Origin of the sequence: Candidatus Hinthialibacter antarcticus, assembly GCA_030765645.1 — a bacterium.
Taxonomy (GTDB): domain Bacteria; phylum Hinthialibacterota; class Hinthialibacteria; order Hinthialibacterales; family Hinthialibacteraceae; genus Hinthialibacter; species Hinthialibacter antarcticus.
This window is the reverse complement of record JAVCCE010000011.1, coordinates 67,596-88,065: the sequence shown is the minus strand read 5'-3', so window position 1 is coordinate 88,065 and position 20,470 is coordinate 67,596. Positions and strand designations below refer to the sequence as shown.

The following is a 20,470-nucleotide window of genomic DNA, read 5'->3' as shown; positions in this document are numbered from 1 at the left end:
GACTCTCCATTTTCGGAATTCACTCTGAGTTATTCAGCCAGATAATTGCCTAAGCCGACAACGATAGTTGAAAGCAGTAATATCCCAACGCCGATCCAAACCAGACGATGAGTGCGTTTGCTCACGCCCTTCCATTCATGAAACGACCAGCCCCAGATATTCGAAAAAATGATAATAAACGCCATGTGGATGGTCCAACTGCCAAAGTCATATTTCCCCATCTGGGTGGTGCCCATTCCATAAAACATGAATTGCAGATACCAGGTGACGCCAGCCAGCGCAGAAAATAAATAATTGAATACGATGGGAGTATCAATCAAGCGAACATAGTCGCCCCACGTGTTATTTTTATAATTCAAATACAGACACCAGATTAAATTGGTCGTAAATCCGCCTGCAAGGATGATGATAAATACCGGCGTGTTCTTCCAGATATCCGGCGTAGAAAACTGAACGGCCATGTCGGCGATGGGCTTTCCGGCGTTAATGCCGAATGACATACAAGCGCTCATCACCCCGGCGAACAGCGCGACCCAGATTCCCTTCCACAAATCAAACTCAATAACCGTTTTTTTCTTTTCCTCGATGGGCAGTTCTTTTTCTTTTCGGATGCCCGCCAGGCCGCAAAACGAAATCCCAACCAGACAAACGACAACGCCAGACAGCGTCACCACGCCCGCGAGGTTACTGATGAGTTCGCCAAACTGTCCGGCGAAGAGGGGAGGGATGATTGTGCCGAACGCCGCGCAAAACCCTAGCGCAATCGCATAGCCCAGCGACATGCCCAGGTAGCGCATCGACAAGCCGAAGGTCAAACCGCCGACGCCCCATAAGACGCCGAACAGATAACACCAGACCAGCGACGACGCAGGGGACGCCGAAAGAATCTGCAACACATTCGGCGCCGTCAGCGCTGCAACCACCCAAGGCGCGACGAGCCAACTGAAAACGCCGCCCACCAGCCAGTAACTTTCCCACGACCAGTGTTGGACTTTTTTGAACGGAATATAAAAACTGGCCGCAGCCAATCCGCCGATTGCATGTAGAAACACGCCGAAGAATGGATTATTCACAAAAAATTCACCCCACACAAAATGCGAAACTCTTTAGGTCATTGCACGAAATGACGGCTCTCAACGTGGACGTCGAGATAGATACTCCATACGGTATTCAAACGAAAAATGCCCGCCAGGTTTGAGTTCAATCTCTTTTGTCATCAGCCCCAGGGTTGCAAGCGGATAATGCGGGTTCCAATATAAACTTTGGGCATACACGTGTTCAGAGTCATAACTAAGTTTGACGCCGTAGCGCTGCTTATGATTAAAGAATGCGTATTCTCCGCCTGTTGCATTTCGAAGAATTTGTTTTCCCGGTCCATCGCTGTCTTTCCAGTCTTCGTTAAACAGGCGCCAACCATCGTCTTGGATATATGCGCTAACAATCTTTGAATTGCCGGTCGCCTCGCCAGAATGAAATTCCGGCGTGATCTGAATCTGATAGGTTTTGGGTTCGGCGCCGTTGTGGGTGATCTCTGTCTTAAACACGATTTGACCGGGGTTTTCAGCGTCAAAACCAATCTGGCGGGTATACATCGAACCGTCGGCAAGTTTCTTACTTAGAACGACAGCGTCTTGGCTCGACTCAGATTCAAATTCTTCTGGCGCATCCTGAAATCCCTTAACACCTTGTTCTTCAATCGTACAACGGTCAAACAATAAGCGCAGCGAACGGTCGGCAAAGTTGCCCGTTAAATAGCGCTTCTTTGGCTTATAGAAAAGATCAACGATCATGCCGTTCTTTTCAGCAATCACGGGGACCGACCATTGATCATTTTCTAATTTTTCCGCTTTGAAGCCTTCTTTTGTTGCGCGATCTAACAGCGAATAATAATTATCGATAGGCTCCCATTCTTCGGCGCGCTCTTGACCATACTTCTTTGTTAGTGCTTTGTATTTTTCGACTGCGTCTTCAAACGGCGCCGGGTAGCGAACGACTAATTTTCCATCGTTAATTTGCATTTCGCCGCAGGTTTCCAACACCGCCCGCCAGGCGCAAATCGAGGCTTTTTCAACGCGCTTAAAGACTTCCTCATTTTCGGTTTGCTTTAGCGCCTTTTGAAAGTATTTGAAAATTTTGGTTGAAACCTCTGCATTCAATCCCAACTCATACGGATTGGGAAAACAGCCCGGCTCATACCCCGCGCGTTCGGCGTTGTCATGCAGAAAATCCAGATAGGCAAAAACCGTTTTCGCCGCCTTACCATAATGCAACTGACAAAATTCTTTCGCCAATTCCCAACCGTCTAAATCGGGGTCCCACATACAACGGCTGATGACGTAGTTACGCAGGTCGCACATTTCACCCGTCATGCTGTTGCCGTTGGCTTGCATGAACAGGCCCTTCACATGGTTCTTCACAAAATACTGAATATTGGGGCTGATGATGCGCAGATTGGGAAACGGCAGGTCGTAATAGCGGAAATTGGTGTTGTAATTCCATATCCATATATCGTCGCACATCGCGCCCCATTTGTTCATGTCATCGCAGAATTCCCGGTTCTTTTCTGAATCAGGATCATCCAGCGCATACAATGTGCTGCATTCTATGCTGCACAATTGAATCTGGACGTTGTCGCGCGGGCGGATGGTTTTTGGCGGTTTGCGGGTGTACCAATACGACAGGGTGCCAATCTTAACATCGGGATGCTTGGCTTCGACGCGTTCGGCGACAGCGTTGACGAAAGCCAAGTGGGAACCCATCGGCGTTCCTTCGCGCTGGTTGATTTCTTCGCAGCGTTTGCAGCGGCAATACTTGTCATTATCGTTTTGACTCACGCTATAGTTTTGCCGGTCCGGGTTCGCGTCTAATTCTTGAATCACCTTGTTCGCTACAATTTCTATCACGTCTGGATTGGTGACGCACAGTTCCGGCCCGCCGCCCCACATATCCAATTTTCGTTCGCCATCGACGAGAGCAAAATATTCGGGGTGTGTTTTTCCATACTCTTCAACAGAAAGTAAATGATGAAACGAATGGTTGATCAGTTCCTGATTGGTTTTCCCGCCCAACTTTTCATCAGTGGTTGTTGTGTTCACGCGTAATTTCGCCGCGAAATCCTGATAGGCGGCGTTCTCTTTGTAATAACTCCAGCGGAACGTAAACGGCGGAATGTAAGTAAATGTCTCGCATGGTATTCTTGTTGTTTTCTTTGATGGAATGTAGGTATGGTCGTGCGTCAGAAAGCGAACGTCAAAATAGCGCTCCATAAATTCGTAAACGCCGTAGAGCGTTCCCCGGGGGCGCCCGCCCGCGATGGAAATTTGATTTGAGGTTGTGTGGATGCGCAGCCCTTCTTCACCCAAATCATCAATAGAAAATCCCACCTCGCTTGCCGCCATCTCTTCACTATAACCGATGAAAATCACGCCTGCGCTCTCAGGAGGGCGAGACGTGATCGGCAGCGTAATACCGCTCACGTCTTTCAATAAACGCTGAAACTCCTGCGCCGCATATTTTTCGCTTGGGATGGCGTCTTCAGACGCGACAATTGACCAGTTTGCTAATGCGTTTGTTTTTACATATTCTTTTGCTTCAGAAACAGCGGATACAAACACTATTGCAAAGACGATTGCAAATAAACGTTTCATCATCTATCTCCCAAATGAGTTTGATCGTGGCGTTCAAATTTCATCGCATGAAATCATATCAAATTGCCCCGCCCTCTGTCTCCCTGTATGAGGGTCGATACGGAACTTCTCTCGCGTGTGAGAAGATAAATGCGCTTAATGAAACATCGTTATACCGCTTCAAATTGAATGACATGTTGGAACGGCGTGTATCCGGTGATGTAGACGCTTGGGCCGGACAATTTGCTGAGAGCGCCGCGTATCTGGGTGTAGGCGTGATCTCTTCGTCCCGGGCCGAAGCGGATGGAGTCGCGGCCAAGCGTGTAGGCCGCATAGCCGTCATCTAACAAGAAGGCGTCTGCGACGTTCGGCGCCGGGACGACGCCCTCAATTGTCCCTCCTTCGCGCAAATTGACCTCAATGGCGATAGGGACATTATCTGTTCCAACGGCGTTGATGTGGAGTTCAAACATCGCGCCTTTATCGACGATTTTTGTTTCATACTGCATGACAGATACATTCGTCTGCTCGCGATGTTGCCTGGCCCTGCCGAGGTTCTCAGAGGTGATGGGTTTTAGGGACGGATCGGTGATGGGCTGATAATACGGCGCCTTCATCTCTTGCGTGAAAATGTAGGCGTCTCCGTCTTGATGGAAGTGTTCTGGATTGAATTGTCCCTTGCCGTAGAATGCAGACGCGAAGCGGACCGCATTGATGACGGCGTTTCCATTGCGCAGCGCAAACCAGCGGCTGTTTTGGCGGTGCATGATGGTTGCGCTTAGTTTGCCCCGGCGAATGTGGCTGATTTCCGACAAGGGAAACACCTTATTATATTGTTGGGGTGGAGGAGCCAACTCTGGCAGCGGTTTGCGTAACAGCGGATACTCCATCAGCAATGGAAGGCTGATTTGTTCCGGCTCCATGCTGTTGAGAATTGACGCGTACTGTCCGTTGTCGTCATAAACCGCCATATACCGCAGCGCAAACCAGTAACTTTTCATGGTTCCGTTTGTATTGATATCCTGGCGCTTTGATATTTCGGTCACGACTTCAAAGTTGGGGTGAAGAAGATACAACATACTGTCGAGGTTTTTGCGCACGGGTTCGAGTAAGTCGTTGCGGTCGAGTTTCTGCGCGAGGGTTACAAACGCATTGTCGCAGACAGCGTTATAGATGGTGGTGCTTCGTTCGTGAAACTGCCCTTCTTCATCAATGTCGATTCCCTCAGCAAGCCACGCGTTTATACGGTCTAAATACTTCTGGTTTGGATAGAGGTCGTGGATCTGGGCCAGGGCGGCGCAGACGACCCAGCGGTGATTGGGAGTGTGGACGCCGCCTTCGGACATGGCCGCGCCTGCTTTCAGCAGAAAGGGTTTGATCTGCGCGGCGATGTCTTCGGCCTGATGAAGCGCTGCCAGTTTGGCGGCGGTCGCAACGTGGTGCACAACAAAACCCGTGTCAGGCGGCGAACCAAAATTGGTCGTCAGCAAATCAATGTTGCCTTCAGGCGACTGGTTTCTGTTTAAAAAATCAACCGCCCAGGAAATTCGTTTGAGAAGCGGTTGGTCATGGTAATACGCTGACCGGGGGTGCAAGTAGGCTGCGACCGCGTTTTCTAGCAGGCTTGCCGCTGCGTAACAGTGATAGAGTTGCCATTGATCTGGATAGGCGCCAAACCCCCGGTGGTTTGGGTCAGTCACTTGTTTCGCCAGCGTCTCTTTCAGTCTTGCGTCATGCCGTTGAATGACGCCCGGATCAATCTCATTGTCAGCCGCTTGCGCCAGGGCGCTGGTAGACGCCGTCGCCATGATAAGTTGAAGCGCTTCTCTACGGTTCATCAATGATCGCCTTTTCTAATTAGAGTGATATTTTTTACTTTGCTGCTTTCAACTCTTTCAGCAAACGGATCGCCGCGTCGGTCCACAAGTTTGGGGTGATTGGCGCAAGCGGGGCGCTGCTGTAGGTCGCTTCGTAGCCGCCTTCTGAATACCCGCGCTGGTGTGGAACGTAGCCCATTGAGCCGCCGGTCAGGCCGATTACGAAGGTCGAATCTAACAGGGAATGGTTTTGAATATACCTGCTCATTTCGACAAAGCATTCAGCGGGCAGGCCGACGATTCCAACCGGGCCTATCCGTAAGGCAATGATTTCAGCCGGGCGGTTTGTTTCGGTTGTTTCGGCCAATTGGATAACGCCTTTTGGGGTGTATTCGTTGAAGTTTCGCTTTTTCGCTTTATCTGAATCCTGCTGCATTTCGGCTTTCGCCCACGCATAAAGTTCTGCGGGGACTTTGCGCATTGGAGAATTAACGGTAGTTACTCTCGAGTCTATCTTGTCGATTTCAATTTCTGCCGAATCCGCGTGGGCCTTTAACGCGGCCTCGCCTAACGCCCGGCCAATTTTTCGCGCTTCCTCATTGCCGCTTTTTTGGGTTTTATCATGTACGTTAATGTGATTGAGATTTCCACAGCAGGCGTTGAGAAAGATGACATCCCAATCTGCGCCCAGGCTTTCTTTGATCCGTTGGGTGAGGTGATAGGGGTAATCGGCGGAGAATTTTGTACCACTGACGCAGTCGCAATGAAGCCCATGACTGACGATGGAAATTTTGGCGTCGTGAAAAGACAAAACATTGACATTCGGGTCGATTTGGCCAATGGGGCGCACGATGTTTGGGTTGGCGCGTCCTGGATTGGTGCGCACTGAACCGTCCGTTATCAGATAACGGCGAATGAATGTGACTGTGTTCTCTTGTGCGCTGCCGCAGGTGACTTTCGCCTCCGGCTTTTGGTTCTCTAATGCTTTGAGAACGGCAGCCGCTGCTTGTCCTGGAAGTTTGTCTTCAATTTCAGATACGCGGGCGCCAGTATGGGTGTGGGTCGCATGGATGAAGATTCGCTCCGCCGGGACGTTTGTTGCTGTTGTGATGGCGTCGCGCATTTTGTCGATGACTGGACGCTTTAACGAAATGAGATCAACCGCAAGAACGAGTACCGTCGCGTCATCATGGGTGAGAGCGAGCGATTTGATCCGCAAGGGGTCGAGAACGCCATCGGCCTTGCGTTCACTAAAATACCCGGGCATTCCAACGCCCATAGGGGGAGTAATATCGACCTCCGCATAACCAGCAAGCAGGCCGTCGTGGTGTGCTGCATGTATCGAGCCTGCAAGCAGGGTGGTTGTGAGGATTAAGAAGAATACGAATGCTTTTTTCATGTCTCATTGTCCTTTCAAGCCGTGTTGCGCATTATGCGGATTTGAATTTACGCTTTTTGGGATCGTAGGTCATTTTCCGTTCTTTGAGATAGGCCGCGTCAGCCAGCAGGCAGGCGATGGCGTGTTGATAGCCTGCGTTGATATCGGCGTTGGGTTGCTCCCGGTTGCGTAGGCATTGCAGCCAGTTGAGCATGTGGGGCGCGATATCCACGTCGGGGACGCGCTGCTTTTTTTCGATGCGTCCTTCGGCGTTTGTCCCGTCTCCGGTCATAAATGGTTCGCGCCAATCGGTGGCGTCGATCATTCCTTTGGTTCCCCAGAACTTGGTGTAATTTCCGTTGCCGTTTCCGCAGGACGTCGAGTAGCTCACCATGAACCCTTCAGGGTATTCAAGCAATGTGTGGACGGAATCGGGGCAGGTGCGCTGGTCTTCCCAGGCGTAATTGCCGCAAAGTGTGACCGCGCAAGAGGGGAACTGGGCGCCGGTAATATAATGGACCAGATCAATGAAATGGCACATCAAGTTTGAGATTGAACCGTCGGTGAAGTCGCGGTATCCATACCAGACGCTATGTTGATCGTCGTTAAAATCGCGGTGTTTGACATGGCCTAAAAACTGTTCCCAATGGGTGTCGGATTCTTTGATGTCGCGTTTGAAGCCATACCAGTAGGGTTCGTAATAGTTGCGGGTTTGCGCGACTTTGATGATTTTGCCCAGTGTTTGATCGTGTACGGCTTTGCGGCATCCAGTGAAAGAGGGATAACTGCGCAACTGCGTTCCCAGTTGGACAACGCGGTCGGACTGTTTGACGGCGTCGACCACCCGGTGGAGTTCTTTGAGATTACGGGCCAGCGGTTTTTCACAGTAGGCGTCTTTGCCTGCTTTGACGGCGTCATACAAAATGGTTGCATGAAGGTGGTCGGGCGTCGCGATGGTAACGGCGTCGATATCGGAAAGGGCCAGGACATCCCTATAATCAACGAATTCCTGCGCCCGTTTACCAAACCATTCTTCGGTCATGGAGGCCGCCGATTCACGATGTTGGTTCCACACGTCGCAAACGGCGGTAATGGCAACGTTCTGGTCGGCGCTGAATTGATGAATCTCGGTCATCAGCGCGTTGCGCCCTCGGCTGCCGCAGCCAATGGCCCCGATTTGCAGGCGATCATTTGCGCCTTTTGCGGACTGAGGCAGCACGGTCAGTAATGGAAGCGCGGCGGCGATGGAGGTTTTTTGAAAGAATGCTCGTCGTGATTGAGTAGGGCGGGCCATGGTAAATTCCTTTCCCTGGAAAGAAGTATTTTCAAACGACAAAAAATATGAGAGTATGCTATAGCATTGTTCGTTCATCCTACCAGAGAATGAAACGAATTTGAATCTCATTTGATCGCTTATCAATGTGAATAAAACGATGGAGAGAATTAGGCATGAAATTACATCTATTCATAAACATACTTTGCATGATTGCTATTTTTTCGTTTGCGGCGCCGTCTTCATTCGCGAATGACGACGAGGCGTTTTTGCTGGGCAGTTCTCAAGTCGAAATTACTCCGCCTGTGGGTTGGCGTATGGCAGGGAACTATTACGAAAAATTCAACAACGGCGTTCACGATCCGCTTTTTGCCAAAGCAATGGTCTGGGAGCAAGGCGGCGTCAAAGCCGCATTGGTGATCTGCGATCTGTGCAGCATCCCGTCGCCGATCACCAACCAGGTGCGGCATCGGGTACAGGAATCGCTCGGCATTCCATTCAAGAACATATCGGTTGCGGCCACGCACACTCATGCCGGGCCGGAGTTTTATGGGACTCTGTGGAACCTGTTTCACGAAGCCGCTATCGAGGCGCATGGCAAAGACCCAAACGCAACCATTGATTATCAAAAAATTCTTGTAGATCGCTGCGTCCAATCGGCGCAACAGGCGGCGGTCAATATGAAAACGGTAACGCTGGAAGTCGGCGTTGCGCAACAAAAGGGCATTGCTTTTAACCGCCGCTTTCACATGAAAGACGGGTCGGTGCGGTTTAATCCAGGAAAAATGAACCCCGATATCGTGCGGGCCGCCGGGCCAGTTGATGAAGATTTTCCGATTCTGCTTTTTCGAGACGCCAACGATCAAAAGCCAATCGGCTCACTGACTTCGTTCGCTGTGCATACGGCTGTGTTTGGCGGCGATCAATATGGAGCGGATTTTCCCGGATTGTTGCAAACCAATCTTCGTAACGAATTTGGCGCGCATTTCTTTTCGCTTTACGGGCAGGGGACGTCGGGCGATACCAACCATATCAATTTTTATACGAAAGAACCCAATAACAATTCTGAATATATCGCGAACGCATTCACGCAGACCATTCTACAAAAGGTTCCAGAATTAAAAGCGGTTGCGCCGCCATCGCTGGCGGTGCTTACTAGGAAAATCGAGGTTCCATTTGCCGCGATTTCTGAAGCAAAAATTCAAAAAGCGCGTGAAGCGTTTCAAACGCAGTTTGAGAAGAAGCCCCCCTTTTTGGCGCTGGTTGAAGCATGGAAAGTGTTGAATACCGACATGCTGATGAGGCAAGAAGGTGAATTTCATACAATGGAGATTCATGCGTTCCGGCTTGGCGCTGACACCGCAGTTATTACCTGGCCGCATGAGATTTTTGTTGAATTGGGAATGGAATTAAAGAAACGCTCTCCGTTTAAGAACAACTTTATCATCACGCTCGCAAACGATTTCGATTTCTATATCCCGACTTGCAAAGCCTATGAGGAGGGAAGTTATGAAGTCGTTACCTCATCGGTGCAAACGGGAGCCGGAGAAAAACTGGTGAATGAAACCGTCGACTTATTACAGCAATTAAAGTCGAGTCGATAAAATTCTTTCGCGATACAGTTTATTGATAAACCTGCATAATCAATCTGGATCAAGGTTTTAGAATCGCGCGGCGCTGATTGCCCCATTTATAAATTGACTAAACGGTTTTCTTTCAATGACAGTTGAGCCGCTAGCCCAATCTCGACGGGTTGGCGTCCGTCGATTCCCGTAACGGGAGGAGGCGTATCATTCACAACTGAATCAATGAACTGCCTCATTTCTTCAATGTACGAATCAATGTAGCGGTCCATGAAAAAATGAAGCGGCAACGGCGAGTGAATTCCGTCCTTGTTGCTGATTTGCGTCCGGGTTGGAGTATTGTTTTCAGCAGAGATCATACCGTCCGACCCAAAAACTTCAACTCGCTGGTCGTAGCCGTAAGCAGCCTGTCGGCTGTTATCAATCACGCCGATGGCCCCATTGGAAAAATGCAGGGTAATCAGCGCCGTATCAATATCGCCTGCGTCTCCAATGCGTGGATCAACGAGTACTCCACCAGCGGCATACACCCCGGTGATATCGCTGCCCACCAGATACCGGGCCATGTCAAAATCATGGATGGTCATATCTAAAAACATGCCGCCCGATACTTTGACATACTCAATGGGAGGCGGTGACGGATCACGGCTGGTTATCTTTAAAATTTGGGGATCGCCAATGGCGCCGCTTGTGATTTTACGATGGACTTCTAAAAAATTGGGATCAAAACGGCGGTTGAATCCCACCATGAATTTGACGCCTGATTGCTCTACGACTTTTAAGGCGTGATCAATTCGCGCGAGATCATAGTCGATTGGCTTTTCGCAGAACACATGTTTTCCCGCTTGCGCCGCCTGTTCGATTAAGGGTGCGTGCGTATTCGTGGATGAACAAATGACGACCGCATCAATCTTGCCGTCGGCTAAAATTGGCTCTGCTGAATCATAGACATTTTTCACATTCAATTGCGCGGCGCATTCCTGCGCGGATGAAAAATTCACGTCGCAGATTGCTTCCAGGCGGGCATTGGAAATGCGGTAGGCTAAATGCTCCGCGTGAACTCTTCCGATGCGGCCTGTCCCTATGACTCCAACATTGACTTTATTTGATGTATTCATGGCGCTTGTCCTTGATTATGTGGGTGTAGATACCGTTATGTTTGTACGTTGTATTCATGCAGGCGTGTTTAGATTCCAAGTGATTTTAGATATTCGCGATTGCGAAGCGCACTGTCTAGCGGGCTTCCCATTCCAGGCAATACGTCCTGTTCGACGACGATCCAATCTTCATAGCCAAGGCCATTTAAGATTTTTAACACCGCCGGAAAATCAACAGACCCTTTACCCAGTTCACAAAATACGCCATTGCCCACTGCTTTAAAATAATCGAGATGTTCTTCGCAGGCTTTTCGGGCAATTTTGGGATGGCAGTCTTTGAAATGAACATGCCATATCCGGTCTGCAAACGTCTTCAAGCCTTCCGCAGCGTTACCGCCTCCATATTCGAAGTGGCCCGTATCAAAACACAAGCCAAGCGATTCGGGATCAGTTAAAGAGAGCAGGCGTTCGATTTCATCTGGCGTTTCAACAAAGCCAGCGCAATGATGGTGAAAAACAGTGCGAACGCCGGTTTCTTCTTTTACGGCCTTTGCAATGGTATCCGCTCCACGGGCGAAAACGCTCCATTGCGCATCGCTGAGGCCGTCTTCGGGTTGAATGCGTCCGGCTTTTTGCGTACGCGCTTCGACGGTCCCGTTATCATCCGCAAGAACGATGAAAGGCGATTCATTTACGGCGGCGAGCAATTTGGCGATTCTGAGCGCGGTCGCAACGCCGTCTTGATGCGCGTCAGGATTCACCAGAGCGACGGGGACGAAGGCGCCCAGCAAGGCCAGATTTCGCGATTGTAGTTCCTGGCGCAGAAGATCGGGGTCAGTGGGCATAAAGCCCCAATCGCCTAATTCGGTTCCGGCGTAGTTCGACTGAAGCATTTCGTCGAGAACGGTTGAATATCCTGCGGCTTCGCCTTCCAGGTTAAATTCAAGTACGCCCCATGAACAAGGCGCATTCGCTACTTGAATTGCACACATTGCTTTATTCCCCCGCCTTCGCTGTGTATTTCAGATTGCTGTCAAAAACAATCGTAACACTATCCATGATTACGATTTATTTCGCAAGATCAACATTCTCTTTGGTAATCAATTCAATCTTAACAGGCAACACTTCTGCGATTGTTTCGCCTTTCAAAGACTTAACGGCGCTCTCAACCGCGACGCGCCCCATTTCATCCGGCGACTGCGCGATGGAACCTTCCATGCGGCCTTCGCGAATCGCCTTACGCGCTTCTTCGACCGCATCAAAACCAATCACAGCAATTTCGCCTTCTTTGCCTGCGGCGGATATGGCTTCGACCGCCCCCAACGCCATCATGTCATTTGTACAAAATAGCGCTTTGACTTCTGGATAGGTTTGCAAGATATTTTGAAACACGTTAAATCCCTGGTCGCGTTCGGTATTCGCGGGTTGTGAGGTGACGACTTTTAACTGAGGAAAACCTTTGATGCCATCCAGAAATCCCTGTAAGCGGGAATCGTGGGTTTCATGTCCGGGGATGCCTTCCAAAATTGCCAGTTCGGTTTTGCCTTGATATTTCTCACCAAAATACTGCCCAGCCAAAAAACCGCCTTGGTAATTATCGGAACCGATGAACGTAAGGTAACTCACATTCATGTCTTTTGCGGTTTGTTCATCCACTTTCGTGTCAACAATCAGAACAGGGATATTGGCTGCGTTTGCTTTCGCGATTGCCGTCACGACTTCGCGGGAGCCGCTCGGCGTGATGCACAGAGCGTCAATTTTTGTCTCGATCATATTTTCGATGATCTGCATCTGGCGCTCTACGTCTATTTCACGATCAGCCGCCTGGACGACCAATTCAATATTTAACTCATCCGCCGCCTGTTTCGCTCCTTCTTCCATACGGATGAAAAATGGATTGTTCAGCGTCTTCATCACAAAACCGATACGGTATTCTTTTGTTCCAACCGGCCCGGTTTGGCGATTGCATCCGACAAGGGCGCAGACTACGCATAATCCAATAATGACGGCAAAAGTCCATTGTTTCATCTTGATCCCCTAACTGGATTTTCTTGATTTCGATTTCAAATAGGTATCCAATAAAGCGGCAATAATAATAACGCTGCCGATAACAATATTGTGAAAGTTGGATGAGATTTCGAGCAGATTCAACCCGTTTCGCAACACTTGAATAATGAGTGCTCCAATCAGCGTACCGCTGATGCTTCCTTCGCCGCCCATCAAACTGGTCCCACCGATGACGGTCGCAGCGATGGCGTCTAATTCATAATTAATTCCTGCCAGAGGTTGGGCGGAATTCAAGCGGGAAGTAAGCAGAATCGCAGCGACGGCGCACGTCAATCCTGATAAAGCGTATACGATCAACTTTTGAAATTTCACATTAATGCCGGAAAGATAGGCCGCGGATTCACTGCCGCCGATTGCGAACGTGCTGCGTCCGAAGCGGGTTTTCGTGAGAATAATGTACGCGATGATATAAAGCACAATCATAATAGCGACCGGTATCGGCATGAACAAAAAATAGCCGTTTGATATATCGCGAAATTCTTGTGAGAAGCCTGAAATGGGCCTACCGCCAGTGACGACCAGAGCGGCGCTTCTCGCAACGCTCATCATCCCAAGCGTAACAATAAACGGAGGTAACTTTCCCCAACTGATCAAGACGCCGTTGAGCGCTCCGGCGGCGGTACCCACGATGAGCGCAATTGGAATTGCAATTGCCAGCGGCATATCCGTATGGAGCGCACTTGCCAAGACGACACCCACGAATGCAAGGACTGATCCGACTGAAAGGTCGATGCCTGCCGTAAGGATGACAAAGGTCATTCCAATCGAAATAATCGCATTGATTGACGATTGTTGGGCGACATTGGTCAGATTAGAAACGGTTAGAAAGTGCGGCGTGGCAATCCAAAGGCTTACGCACAAAACAAAAAGTGCGGAAAATGGGCCAAGCCACCGGGAAAATTGCAGCGGCGGCAGAGATATTTGCTTCATATTCTTCATCATTTAGTGTTATGCACACCCCAAAACATATAAGGAATATCTCCTGGTAAATATTGATGGATATTTCCTGAATAAAATAACAGGCCGAAGGCGCGTCGATGAAAGTGGAATCAAATCTACCCTACTAAGTCGCCCATCATCTCATAACTTCTCACAAAAATCAACTTTGGTTAGGGGCAGTCAGTAAATACTCAGTATTATTGATCCCGTATAAGACGCATAGCGGCGGATAGGTTTTATCGTAAGACGGCGCACATTTTTTTTGATTGTCCCTTTATAATCTGTTAACTTTTTAATATATACTTACTAAATGTGATATGATCTTTGTTTTATACAAACCAAAATTAAGGAACCGCTACAGTTACGTTACAGTACAAATTGTGCGCACATGAGTTTAAATTTTGATAGGAGTACGAAAGGGGAGTCTCTAATGAGTCAAACACGCCGATTGACGATGGCGCAGGCGATGGTCAAATTTCTAAGCAATCAGTATGTAGAACGTGATGGAGTCGAAAACCGGTTTTTTGAAGGCATTTTCGGCATTTTTGGACACGGGATGGTCGCCGGGCTGGGGCTGGCGCTGGAAGAATATAAAGACGATCTTCGTTATTACCAATGTCGCAACGAGCAAGGCATGGTCCACACCGCGACCGCGTTCGCTAAACAAAACCGCCGCTTAAAAACATTTATTTGTACCAGTTCTATCGGCCCTGGCGCAACCAATATGCTTACGGGCGCCGCGACGGCAACCATCAACCGCATTCCCGTACTATTGTTGCCGGGCGATATCTTTGCGAAGCGTAACGTCGGCCCGGTCTTGCAACAATTAGAATCACCGCATTCGCAAGACATGTCAGTCAACGACTGCTTCAAACCTGTCAGCAAATATTGGGACCGCATCAACCGTCCCGACCAGATTATTACTGCGCTGCCAGAAGCAATGCGCGTACTGACCAGTCCGGCGGAAACGGGAACGGTTACCATTGCCATTCCGCAGGATGTTCAAACCGAGACCTTTGACTATCCTGAAGAGTTTTTCCGCAAGCGCGTCTATCACATTCCGCGCCCTCGTCCAGAAGAACCAATTCTTAAACAGGCAGTCCAATGGATCAAAGAAAGCAAACGCCCCATGGTTGTTGCGGGCGGCGGCGTTCTCTACTCTGACGCTTGCGCTGAACTGTTGGCGTTTTGTGACGCCTTTGGAATTCCCGTCGGCGAGACGCAAGCAGGAAAAGGGTCGCTGATCTGGGACCAACCGATGAATCTTGGCGCACTCGGCGTCACCGGCACCTCGGCGGCAAATAAAATTGCGCTTGAAGCCGATCTGGTTATCAATGTTGGAACCCGTTTAAGTGACTTTACCACCGCATCCAAGACGCAATGGCAGAACCCCGACGTTCGTTTTATCGGGATGAACATTACGTCTTTTGACGCTTATAAGCATTCCGCATTGCCGTTGATCTGCGACGCGAAAGCCGGCCTGGAAGATTTAACGTCTGCTCTCAAAAGCGAAGGCGTCAAGCCGAATGCGACGTACGTTCAAGAAATTGGCGAACTCATTTCAGATTGGCGCAAAGAAGAAGATCGCCTGTTTTCGCTTGACGCACCTTTCATTAGCCAGGGCGAAGTAATCGGCGCCGTAACCAATTTCGCCGGGCCAAACGATGTCATGGTTTGCGCAGCGGGTGGTTTGCCGGGCGACTTGCATAAACTCTGGCGAACCAAATCTCACAAGGGCTATCACCTGGAATATGGGTATTCTTGCATGGGGTATGAAATCGCTGGCGGCTTAGGCGTCAAGATGGCCAACCCAGATGGTGAAGTTTATGTCATGATCGGCGATGGTTCCTACCTGATGCTCTGCAATGAAATCGTTACGTCGATTCAAGAAGGCTACAAAATCACTCTCGTGTTCTTAGACAACCACGGATTCAACTGTATCCGCGGCCTGGCAAAAGCCTGCGGAAGCCATGAATTCGGCAACCAGTTTAAGTTCCGTGATGCGCAGTCGGGTCTATTAACTGGCGAAGACCTGCCGATTGATTTTGCCGCCAACGCCGCCAGCCTGGGCGCGAATGTAATCAAAGCAAACACAAAAGAAGAAATCATCCAGGCGTTGAAAAAAGCGAAAACCTTCGATAAAACGACGATGATTGCGATTGAGGTGAACCCTGCGATCTATGTGCCGGGCTACAATTCCTGGTGGGATGTTGCTGTGCCGGAAGTCTCTGGAATGGAAAGCATTCAAGAAGCAAGAAAGAATTATGAAGAAATGGTGAAGAAGGAAAAATATTTCCTATAAACCGATACTTGCCTTCTGAATATACAACGGGCCAGCCATTGAAAATGGTTGGCCCGTTTTTTAGCCTGATTTTCAATCATCAAGCCTGAATTTTTTTCATCAACCATGCCATGTTTTGCCCAAGCGTTTTCATTGTGCGAATGCCTTCCTCATCGCTTTCGACTTCGCCCTGATCTAAGCCGAAGCCCATGTTCCAATAAATCGAACCGGGGACAATCATTTCACTTTGAAGATAGAAATGATTAATGGTATCAAAAGCGTGAATTTCCCCGCCCCGGCGGACAGCAATCACGGCAGCGCTAACTTTTCGCTTGAATAAATTACCGTTCGCGATTGCGACCAGCCCCGCTCTGTCGATCAAGGCTTTCAGTTCGGCGGTGACGTCTGAAAAATAGGTTGGAGACGCCAGAATCACTCCATCCGCTTCGATGATTTTCTCAATACACTCATTGACGATGTCGCTCTTGTTAGAACAACGTTGGTCTTTTTTTTCAAAACACTGATAACAAGCCATACACCCGCGAATGGCGCGCCCTGAAAGTTGAATCATCTCTCCATCTATGCCCTCTGATTCCAATTCGCGTAAGACGTAATTTACCAAAATCGCTGTATTGCCGTCTTTGCGGGCGCTGCCATTGATTGCGATTACTTTCATCGGATTCTCCTATCGTTGTCGTATTTGGTAATGCTGATCCGAAATTGAATCAATTTAAACTTCAGGCCAATAGCGTTCCGTCACAATGCGGTCGTCAGTGAAGAAATTAACCACTGCCTTACCTTGCGCTTTGATGTGCGAGAACTGAGACGCTTTCATGCCGCCAAACGGTAAATAAGCAACCGGCGCCGGAATGCCGACGTTCACGCCGATCATCCCGCATTCGACTTTCAACTTGAACTCACGGGCATAGAAACCGTTTTGCGTGTAGATCGACGCGCCGTTTCCATACTTATGGCTGTTGAGAATCTTGATCGCATCTTGCAGCGATTGCGCTTTAAGTATGACGACGACCGGGCCGAAGATTTCAGTCTTGTGAATTTCCATACCCGGCTTTACGTCAGTGAAAACCGTTGGCCCTATGTAGTGGCCTTTCCCGCCGTTTGGTATCGAGATATTCCGACCATCCAAGGCTAAGGTCGCGCCTTCTTTCACGCCAGTATCAATCATTTGCAGAATGAAATTCATTGCCTTTTCAGAAATGACAGGCCCCATGAGCATGGGTTCGTTTAGATAGGCCGGGTCTAATGGATTTCCAACGATTACGTTTTTAGAGTCTTCAATAAATCGCTCGCAGACATCGTTATACATTTCATCGCCGACAGCAACAATCGCAGACGACGCCATGCAGCGTTGACCTGCGCATCCATAACAGGAAGTAACCATATTACGGATCACGTCGTCAATTTTCGCATCGGGCATGATGACCAAGTGGTTTTTGGCGCCGCCCATCGCTTGAAACCGCTTGTTATGATGGACGCATTTTTCCGCGACCGCCTGACAGGTTGCGGATGATCCAACAATCGAGACTCCCTTCACTTCCGGGTGCTCAATGAATGCGTCTGCGACGGTCCGGTCTCCATTCACCAAATTAAAAACGCCGGGGGGAAAGCCGGATTGATCAATTAATTCGGCAAGGTACGCCATCGTCATCGGAACCTGCGGCGAAGGCTTTATGACGTATGTGTTTCCTGATCCAAGCGCATAGGGAATAAACCAGAAGGGCACCATCGCGGGAAAGTTAAACGGCGCGATCATGGTAAAAACGCCCAGCGGAACGCGAAGCACTTCACCGTCGATACCCGCAGAACATCCGACCAGTTTGTCGCCTTGCATCAACACGGGCATTCCACAAGCGACTTCGCAATTTTCTAACGTACGCTTGAGTTCCGCGACGGCGTCCACCGTCGACTTGCCCATTTCAGCGACAAGGACGCGAGCAATCTCTTGCAGATTTTCACGAATCAATTCAGCCAGTTTAAACAATGGCTGGACGCGTGTTGAAACCGAAGTCTGGCTCCAGGAGGGAAACGCCGCAGCTGCAGCAGATATCGCGCCGTTCGCATCATTCAAATTTGAAAGAGGGCTTTTGGCTAGAATTTCGCCGGTACTTGGATTGATGACGTCTATCGTATCGCTGGATTCGGCGTTTACCCATTGTCCGTTAACATAATTTTTTAAAACCTTCATTCTCAATACTCTCCCTTAGATTGCAACCACGTTAATCAGTATTTCATTGCATTGCATACAATCCTCTTTTTCAAGTCATTCATGCTAATACGAAGAAAAAGGAAGGTCAACGTAATTATGAGTTTGTTAGAACGTAAATTTGTAATTGTATGGATAAACCGTGAAAATGATGCCACGAAAGGGGTTGTCAAGCAGCTTGATTCTCCTTTATGATCCATCATGTAACTTCACCTGCGAAACAAGCAACCTGGCAATTTGTGTATCTCGCGTTTCTGCAATTGGAAAATAAAAATGAACCAACTCGTTTATAAAAGCCCTCTCCATGAAATGACTTGTACAACGCCGACGGATCTTTGGAATGATTCATGTTCTATCGAAGAACTGAATTACACCATCAGTCATGGCGGCGTTGGAGCAACCACCAACCCAGTGATTGTCGGCAATGTGTTGAAGAAAGAGATGCCCCTTTGGTCTGACCAGCTTTCTGAAATGATTCAGGAATCGCCCGACCGCAGCGAAGATGAAATTACCTGGCAACTGATTGAAGCGCTCGCGGTCAAAGGAGCGTCATTGCTTGAGCCTGCGTTCAAAGAACACAAAGGCATGAAGGGGCGCTTATCCATCCAGACCAACCCCAAATATGCGTTCAATCAAGAACGTATGGTTGAGCAGGCGTGTTATTTCAATACGCTGGCGCCGAACATGCAAGTCAAGATTCCGGTTACCTCCGTCGGCGTGAAAGCCATCGAAGAAGCGACCTATCGCGGCGTGAATATTAACGCGACCGTCAGTTTTTCGGTCCCGCAAACGCTTGCCGTCGCCGAGGCGGTTGAGCGCGGTTTGAAACGGCGCGAAGCGGAAGGCCATGACGTGAGCGGCATGTCGCCAGTGTGTACCATCATGGTCGGACGCATTGACGACTGGTTGCGCTTTCAGGCGGACCGGGACGATATTACCACTGACCCCGGATATTTCAATTACGCTGGCGTCGCCATTATGAAACAGGCGTATCAAGTCTATCAAGAGCGCGGGTATCGCTCCCGTCTGCTTGCGGCGGCCTACCGCTGCCACATGCACTGGTCGGAATTTATCGGCGGCGACCTGGTCGTCTCGATTCCTTATGAATGGCAGGTGCGATTCAACCAATCGGATATATCAGCCGAACCTCGTATTGATAATCCAGTTGATCCGAAAGTGGTCGATGAGTTAAGACGCAAATTTTCTGACTTTGAAAAAGCATACGCAAATGACGGCATGTCGCCGGAAGAATTTGATGATTTCGGTCCCAATCGGCGTACGCTTCGGCAGTTTCTAGAAGGATATGATTCCTTGGTGCAGGTCATTCGCAACCGGATGATCGCAAGCCCCGACGTTAAATAAAGCAGTGAAATTTTTATTGATTCTATGGGGATAAAAATGTCTGATGATCTATTAGCGCCATATCGAAATAAGCCTTTGAACACTGGCTGGAACCTTTTTCAAGAAAACGATTCTGACACGCAATTAGACTTTGGCATTTTCGTCATGGAACCAGGCCAGTCGCAATCATTCGCTTATGACGCGCAGGAATCGGCGATTCTCGTATTAAATGGAAACGGTGAAGTCATAACGAAAAAAAACCGCGCGGCATTTGACCGGACATCTTGGATCGAGCAGGCGCCAACGTCCGTCCATTCGCCCGCAGGCGAAGAAGTGACGGTAAAGGCATCGAATCGAACAGAACTTGCCATTATAAAAACGCAGAATTCAAAATCATTTCCGCAAAAAATCTATTTGCCGGATGAAGTCGAAAACGAACATCGCGGCAAAGGGATGTTGGATGACGCAAGTTATCGCATCGTCCGTTGCGTATTTGATCGACGAAATGCGCCGCCCGAAGCCAATCTGGTTTTAGGCGAGGTTGTGAATTTTCCCGGACGTTGGAGCAGCTATCCGCCGCACCATCATACCCAACCGGAGTTATATTATTATCGCTTTGAGCCGGACTGGGGTTATGGCCACGGTGAACTGGGCGAAGAAGTATTCAAAATAAAAAACCACGATTTACTTCGAATCACAGGCGAGCGCGACCACTCTCAAGCCTCTGCGCCTGGGTTTCACATGTATTATCTTTGGACGATTTGCCACTTGCCGGATGAACCGTATACGGGCTTCGAGTTTACGCCGCCATTCGAGTCGTTGTTGAGTTAGCGTTTTAGTAACA

The 20,470-nt window shown here is 49.2% G+C and carries 15 protein-coding genes; 4 read left to right on the top strand and 11 right to left on the bottom strand.

Annotated features, from left to right (window positions below; genetic code table 11):
- Positions 1 to 29 precede the first annotated feature (29 nt).
- The 5 genes from rhaT to P9L94_03245 all read right to left on the bottom strand — a co-directional run bounded on the left by rhaT (position 30) and on the right by P9L94_03245 (position 8,115).
- Entirely contained in the window at positions 30 to 1,073 is a 1,044-nt protein-coding gene (gene rhaT, locus P9L94_03265; GenBank protein MDP8243075.1) for an L-rhamnose/proton symporter RhaT, read from the bottom strand.
- Positions 1,074 to 1,133: 60 nt separating this feature from the next.
- Entirely contained in the window at positions 1,134 to 3,650 is a 2,517-nt protein-coding gene (locus tag P9L94_03260; protein MDP8243074.1) for a DUF4838 domain-containing protein, read from the bottom strand.
- A gap of 146 nt (positions 3,651 to 3,796) precedes the next feature.
- A complete protein-coding gene (locus P9L94_03255) occupies positions 3,797 to 5,464 on the bottom strand; it encodes a hypothetical protein (protein ID MDP8243073.1) in 1,668 nt (555 codons plus the stop codon).
- Positions 5,465 to 5,498: 34 nt separating this feature from the next.
- The gene (locus tag P9L94_03250) at positions 5,499 to 6,842 is read right to left on the bottom strand and encodes a hypothetical protein (protein MDP8243072.1); all 1,344 of its coding nucleotides are present in this window, start codon (positions 6,840 to 6,842) and stop codon (positions 5,499 to 5,501) included.
- Between the two features lie 31 nt (positions 6,843 to 6,873).
- Positions 6,874 to 8,115, bottom strand: coding sequence for a Gfo/Idh/MocA family oxidoreductase (locus P9L94_03245; GenBank protein MDP8243071.1), 1,242 nt, complete (start codon positions 8,113 to 8,115; stop codon positions 6,874 to 6,876).
- Between the two features lie 155 nt (positions 8,116 to 8,270).
- On the opposite strand from P9L94_03245, the gene P9L94_03240 reads away from it, so the two are divergent.
- The gene (locus tag P9L94_03240; GenBank protein ID MDP8243070.1) at positions 8,271 to 9,698 is read left to right on the top strand and encodes a neutral/alkaline non-lysosomal ceramidase N-terminal domain-containing protein; all 1,428 of its coding nucleotides are present in this window, start codon (positions 8,271 to 8,273) and stop codon (positions 9,696 to 9,698) included.
- 86 nt (positions 9,699 to 9,784) lie between these two features.
- Here the strand turns inward: P9L94_03240 and iolG are convergent, their stop codons facing one another.
- The 4 genes from iolG to rbsC form a co-directional block, all read right to left on the bottom strand.
- A complete protein-coding gene (gene iolG / locus P9L94_03235) occupies positions 9,785 to 10,795 on the bottom strand; it encodes an inositol 2-dehydrogenase (GenBank protein ID MDP8243069.1) in 1,011 nt (336 codons plus the stop codon).
- Positions 10,796 to 10,863: 68 nt separating this feature from the next.
- The gene (locus tag P9L94_03230) at positions 10,864 to 11,766 is read right to left on the bottom strand and encodes a TIM barrel protein (GenBank protein MDP8243068.1); all 903 of its coding nucleotides are present in this window, start codon (positions 11,764 to 11,766) and stop codon (positions 10,864 to 10,866) included.
- A gap of 76 nt (positions 11,767 to 11,842) precedes the next feature.
- Complete coding sequence (locus P9L94_03225) at positions 11,843 to 12,802, bottom strand: sugar ABC transporter substrate-binding protein (protein MDP8243067.1); 960 nt, start codon at positions 12,800 to 12,802, stop codon at positions 11,843 to 11,845.
- A 9-nt stretch (positions 12,803 to 12,811) separates the two neighbouring features.
- Entirely contained in the window at positions 12,812 to 13,771 is a 960-nt protein-coding gene (gene rbsC / locus P9L94_03220; protein MDP8243066.1) for a ribose ABC transporter permease, read from the bottom strand.
- 439 nt (positions 13,772 to 14,210) lie between these two features.
- Between rbsC and iolD the strand changes: the two genes are divergently transcribed.
- Complete coding sequence (gene iolD, locus P9L94_03215; GenBank protein ID MDP8243065.1) at positions 14,211 to 16,082, top strand: 3D-(3,5/4)-trihydroxycyclohexane-1,2-dione acylhydrolase (decyclizing); 1,872 nt, start codon at positions 14,211 to 14,213, stop codon at positions 16,080 to 16,082.
- A gap of 79 nt (positions 16,083 to 16,161) precedes the next feature.
- On the opposite strand, the gene P9L94_03210 is transcribed toward iolD, so the two are convergent.
- Both P9L94_03210 and mmsA read right to left on the bottom strand, forming a co-directional pair.
- Positions 16,162 to 16,737 (bottom strand): flavodoxin family protein, encoded by a 576-nt coding sequence (locus P9L94_03210; GenBank protein MDP8243064.1) that lies wholly within the window; start codon positions 16,735 to 16,737, stop codon positions 16,162 to 16,164.
- Positions 16,738 to 16,791: 54 nt separating this feature from the next.
- Positions 16,792 to 18,267, bottom strand: a complete 1,476-nt coding sequence (mmsA, locus tag P9L94_03205) for a CoA-acylating methylmalonate-semialdehyde dehydrogenase (GenBank protein MDP8243063.1) — start codon at positions 18,265 to 18,267, stop codon at positions 16,792 to 16,794.
- 291 nt (positions 18,268 to 18,558) lie between these two features.
- On the opposite strand from mmsA, the gene P9L94_03200 reads away from it, so the two are divergent.
- Together P9L94_03200 and P9L94_03195 are read left to right on the top strand one after the other, a co-directional pair.
- Positions 18,559 to 19,647, top strand: coding sequence for a transaldolase family protein (locus P9L94_03200; GenBank protein MDP8243062.1), 1,089 nt, complete (start codon positions 18,559 to 18,561; stop codon positions 19,645 to 19,647).
- A 36-nt stretch (positions 19,648 to 19,683) separates the two neighbouring features.
- On the top strand, positions 19,684 to 20,457 hold the full coding sequence (locus tag P9L94_03195) for a 5-deoxy-glucuronate isomerase (GenBank protein ID MDP8243061.1): 774 nt from the start codon (positions 19,684 to 19,686) through the stop codon (positions 20,455 to 20,457).
- The last annotated feature ends 13 nt before the right edge of the window (positions 20,458 to 20,470 follow it).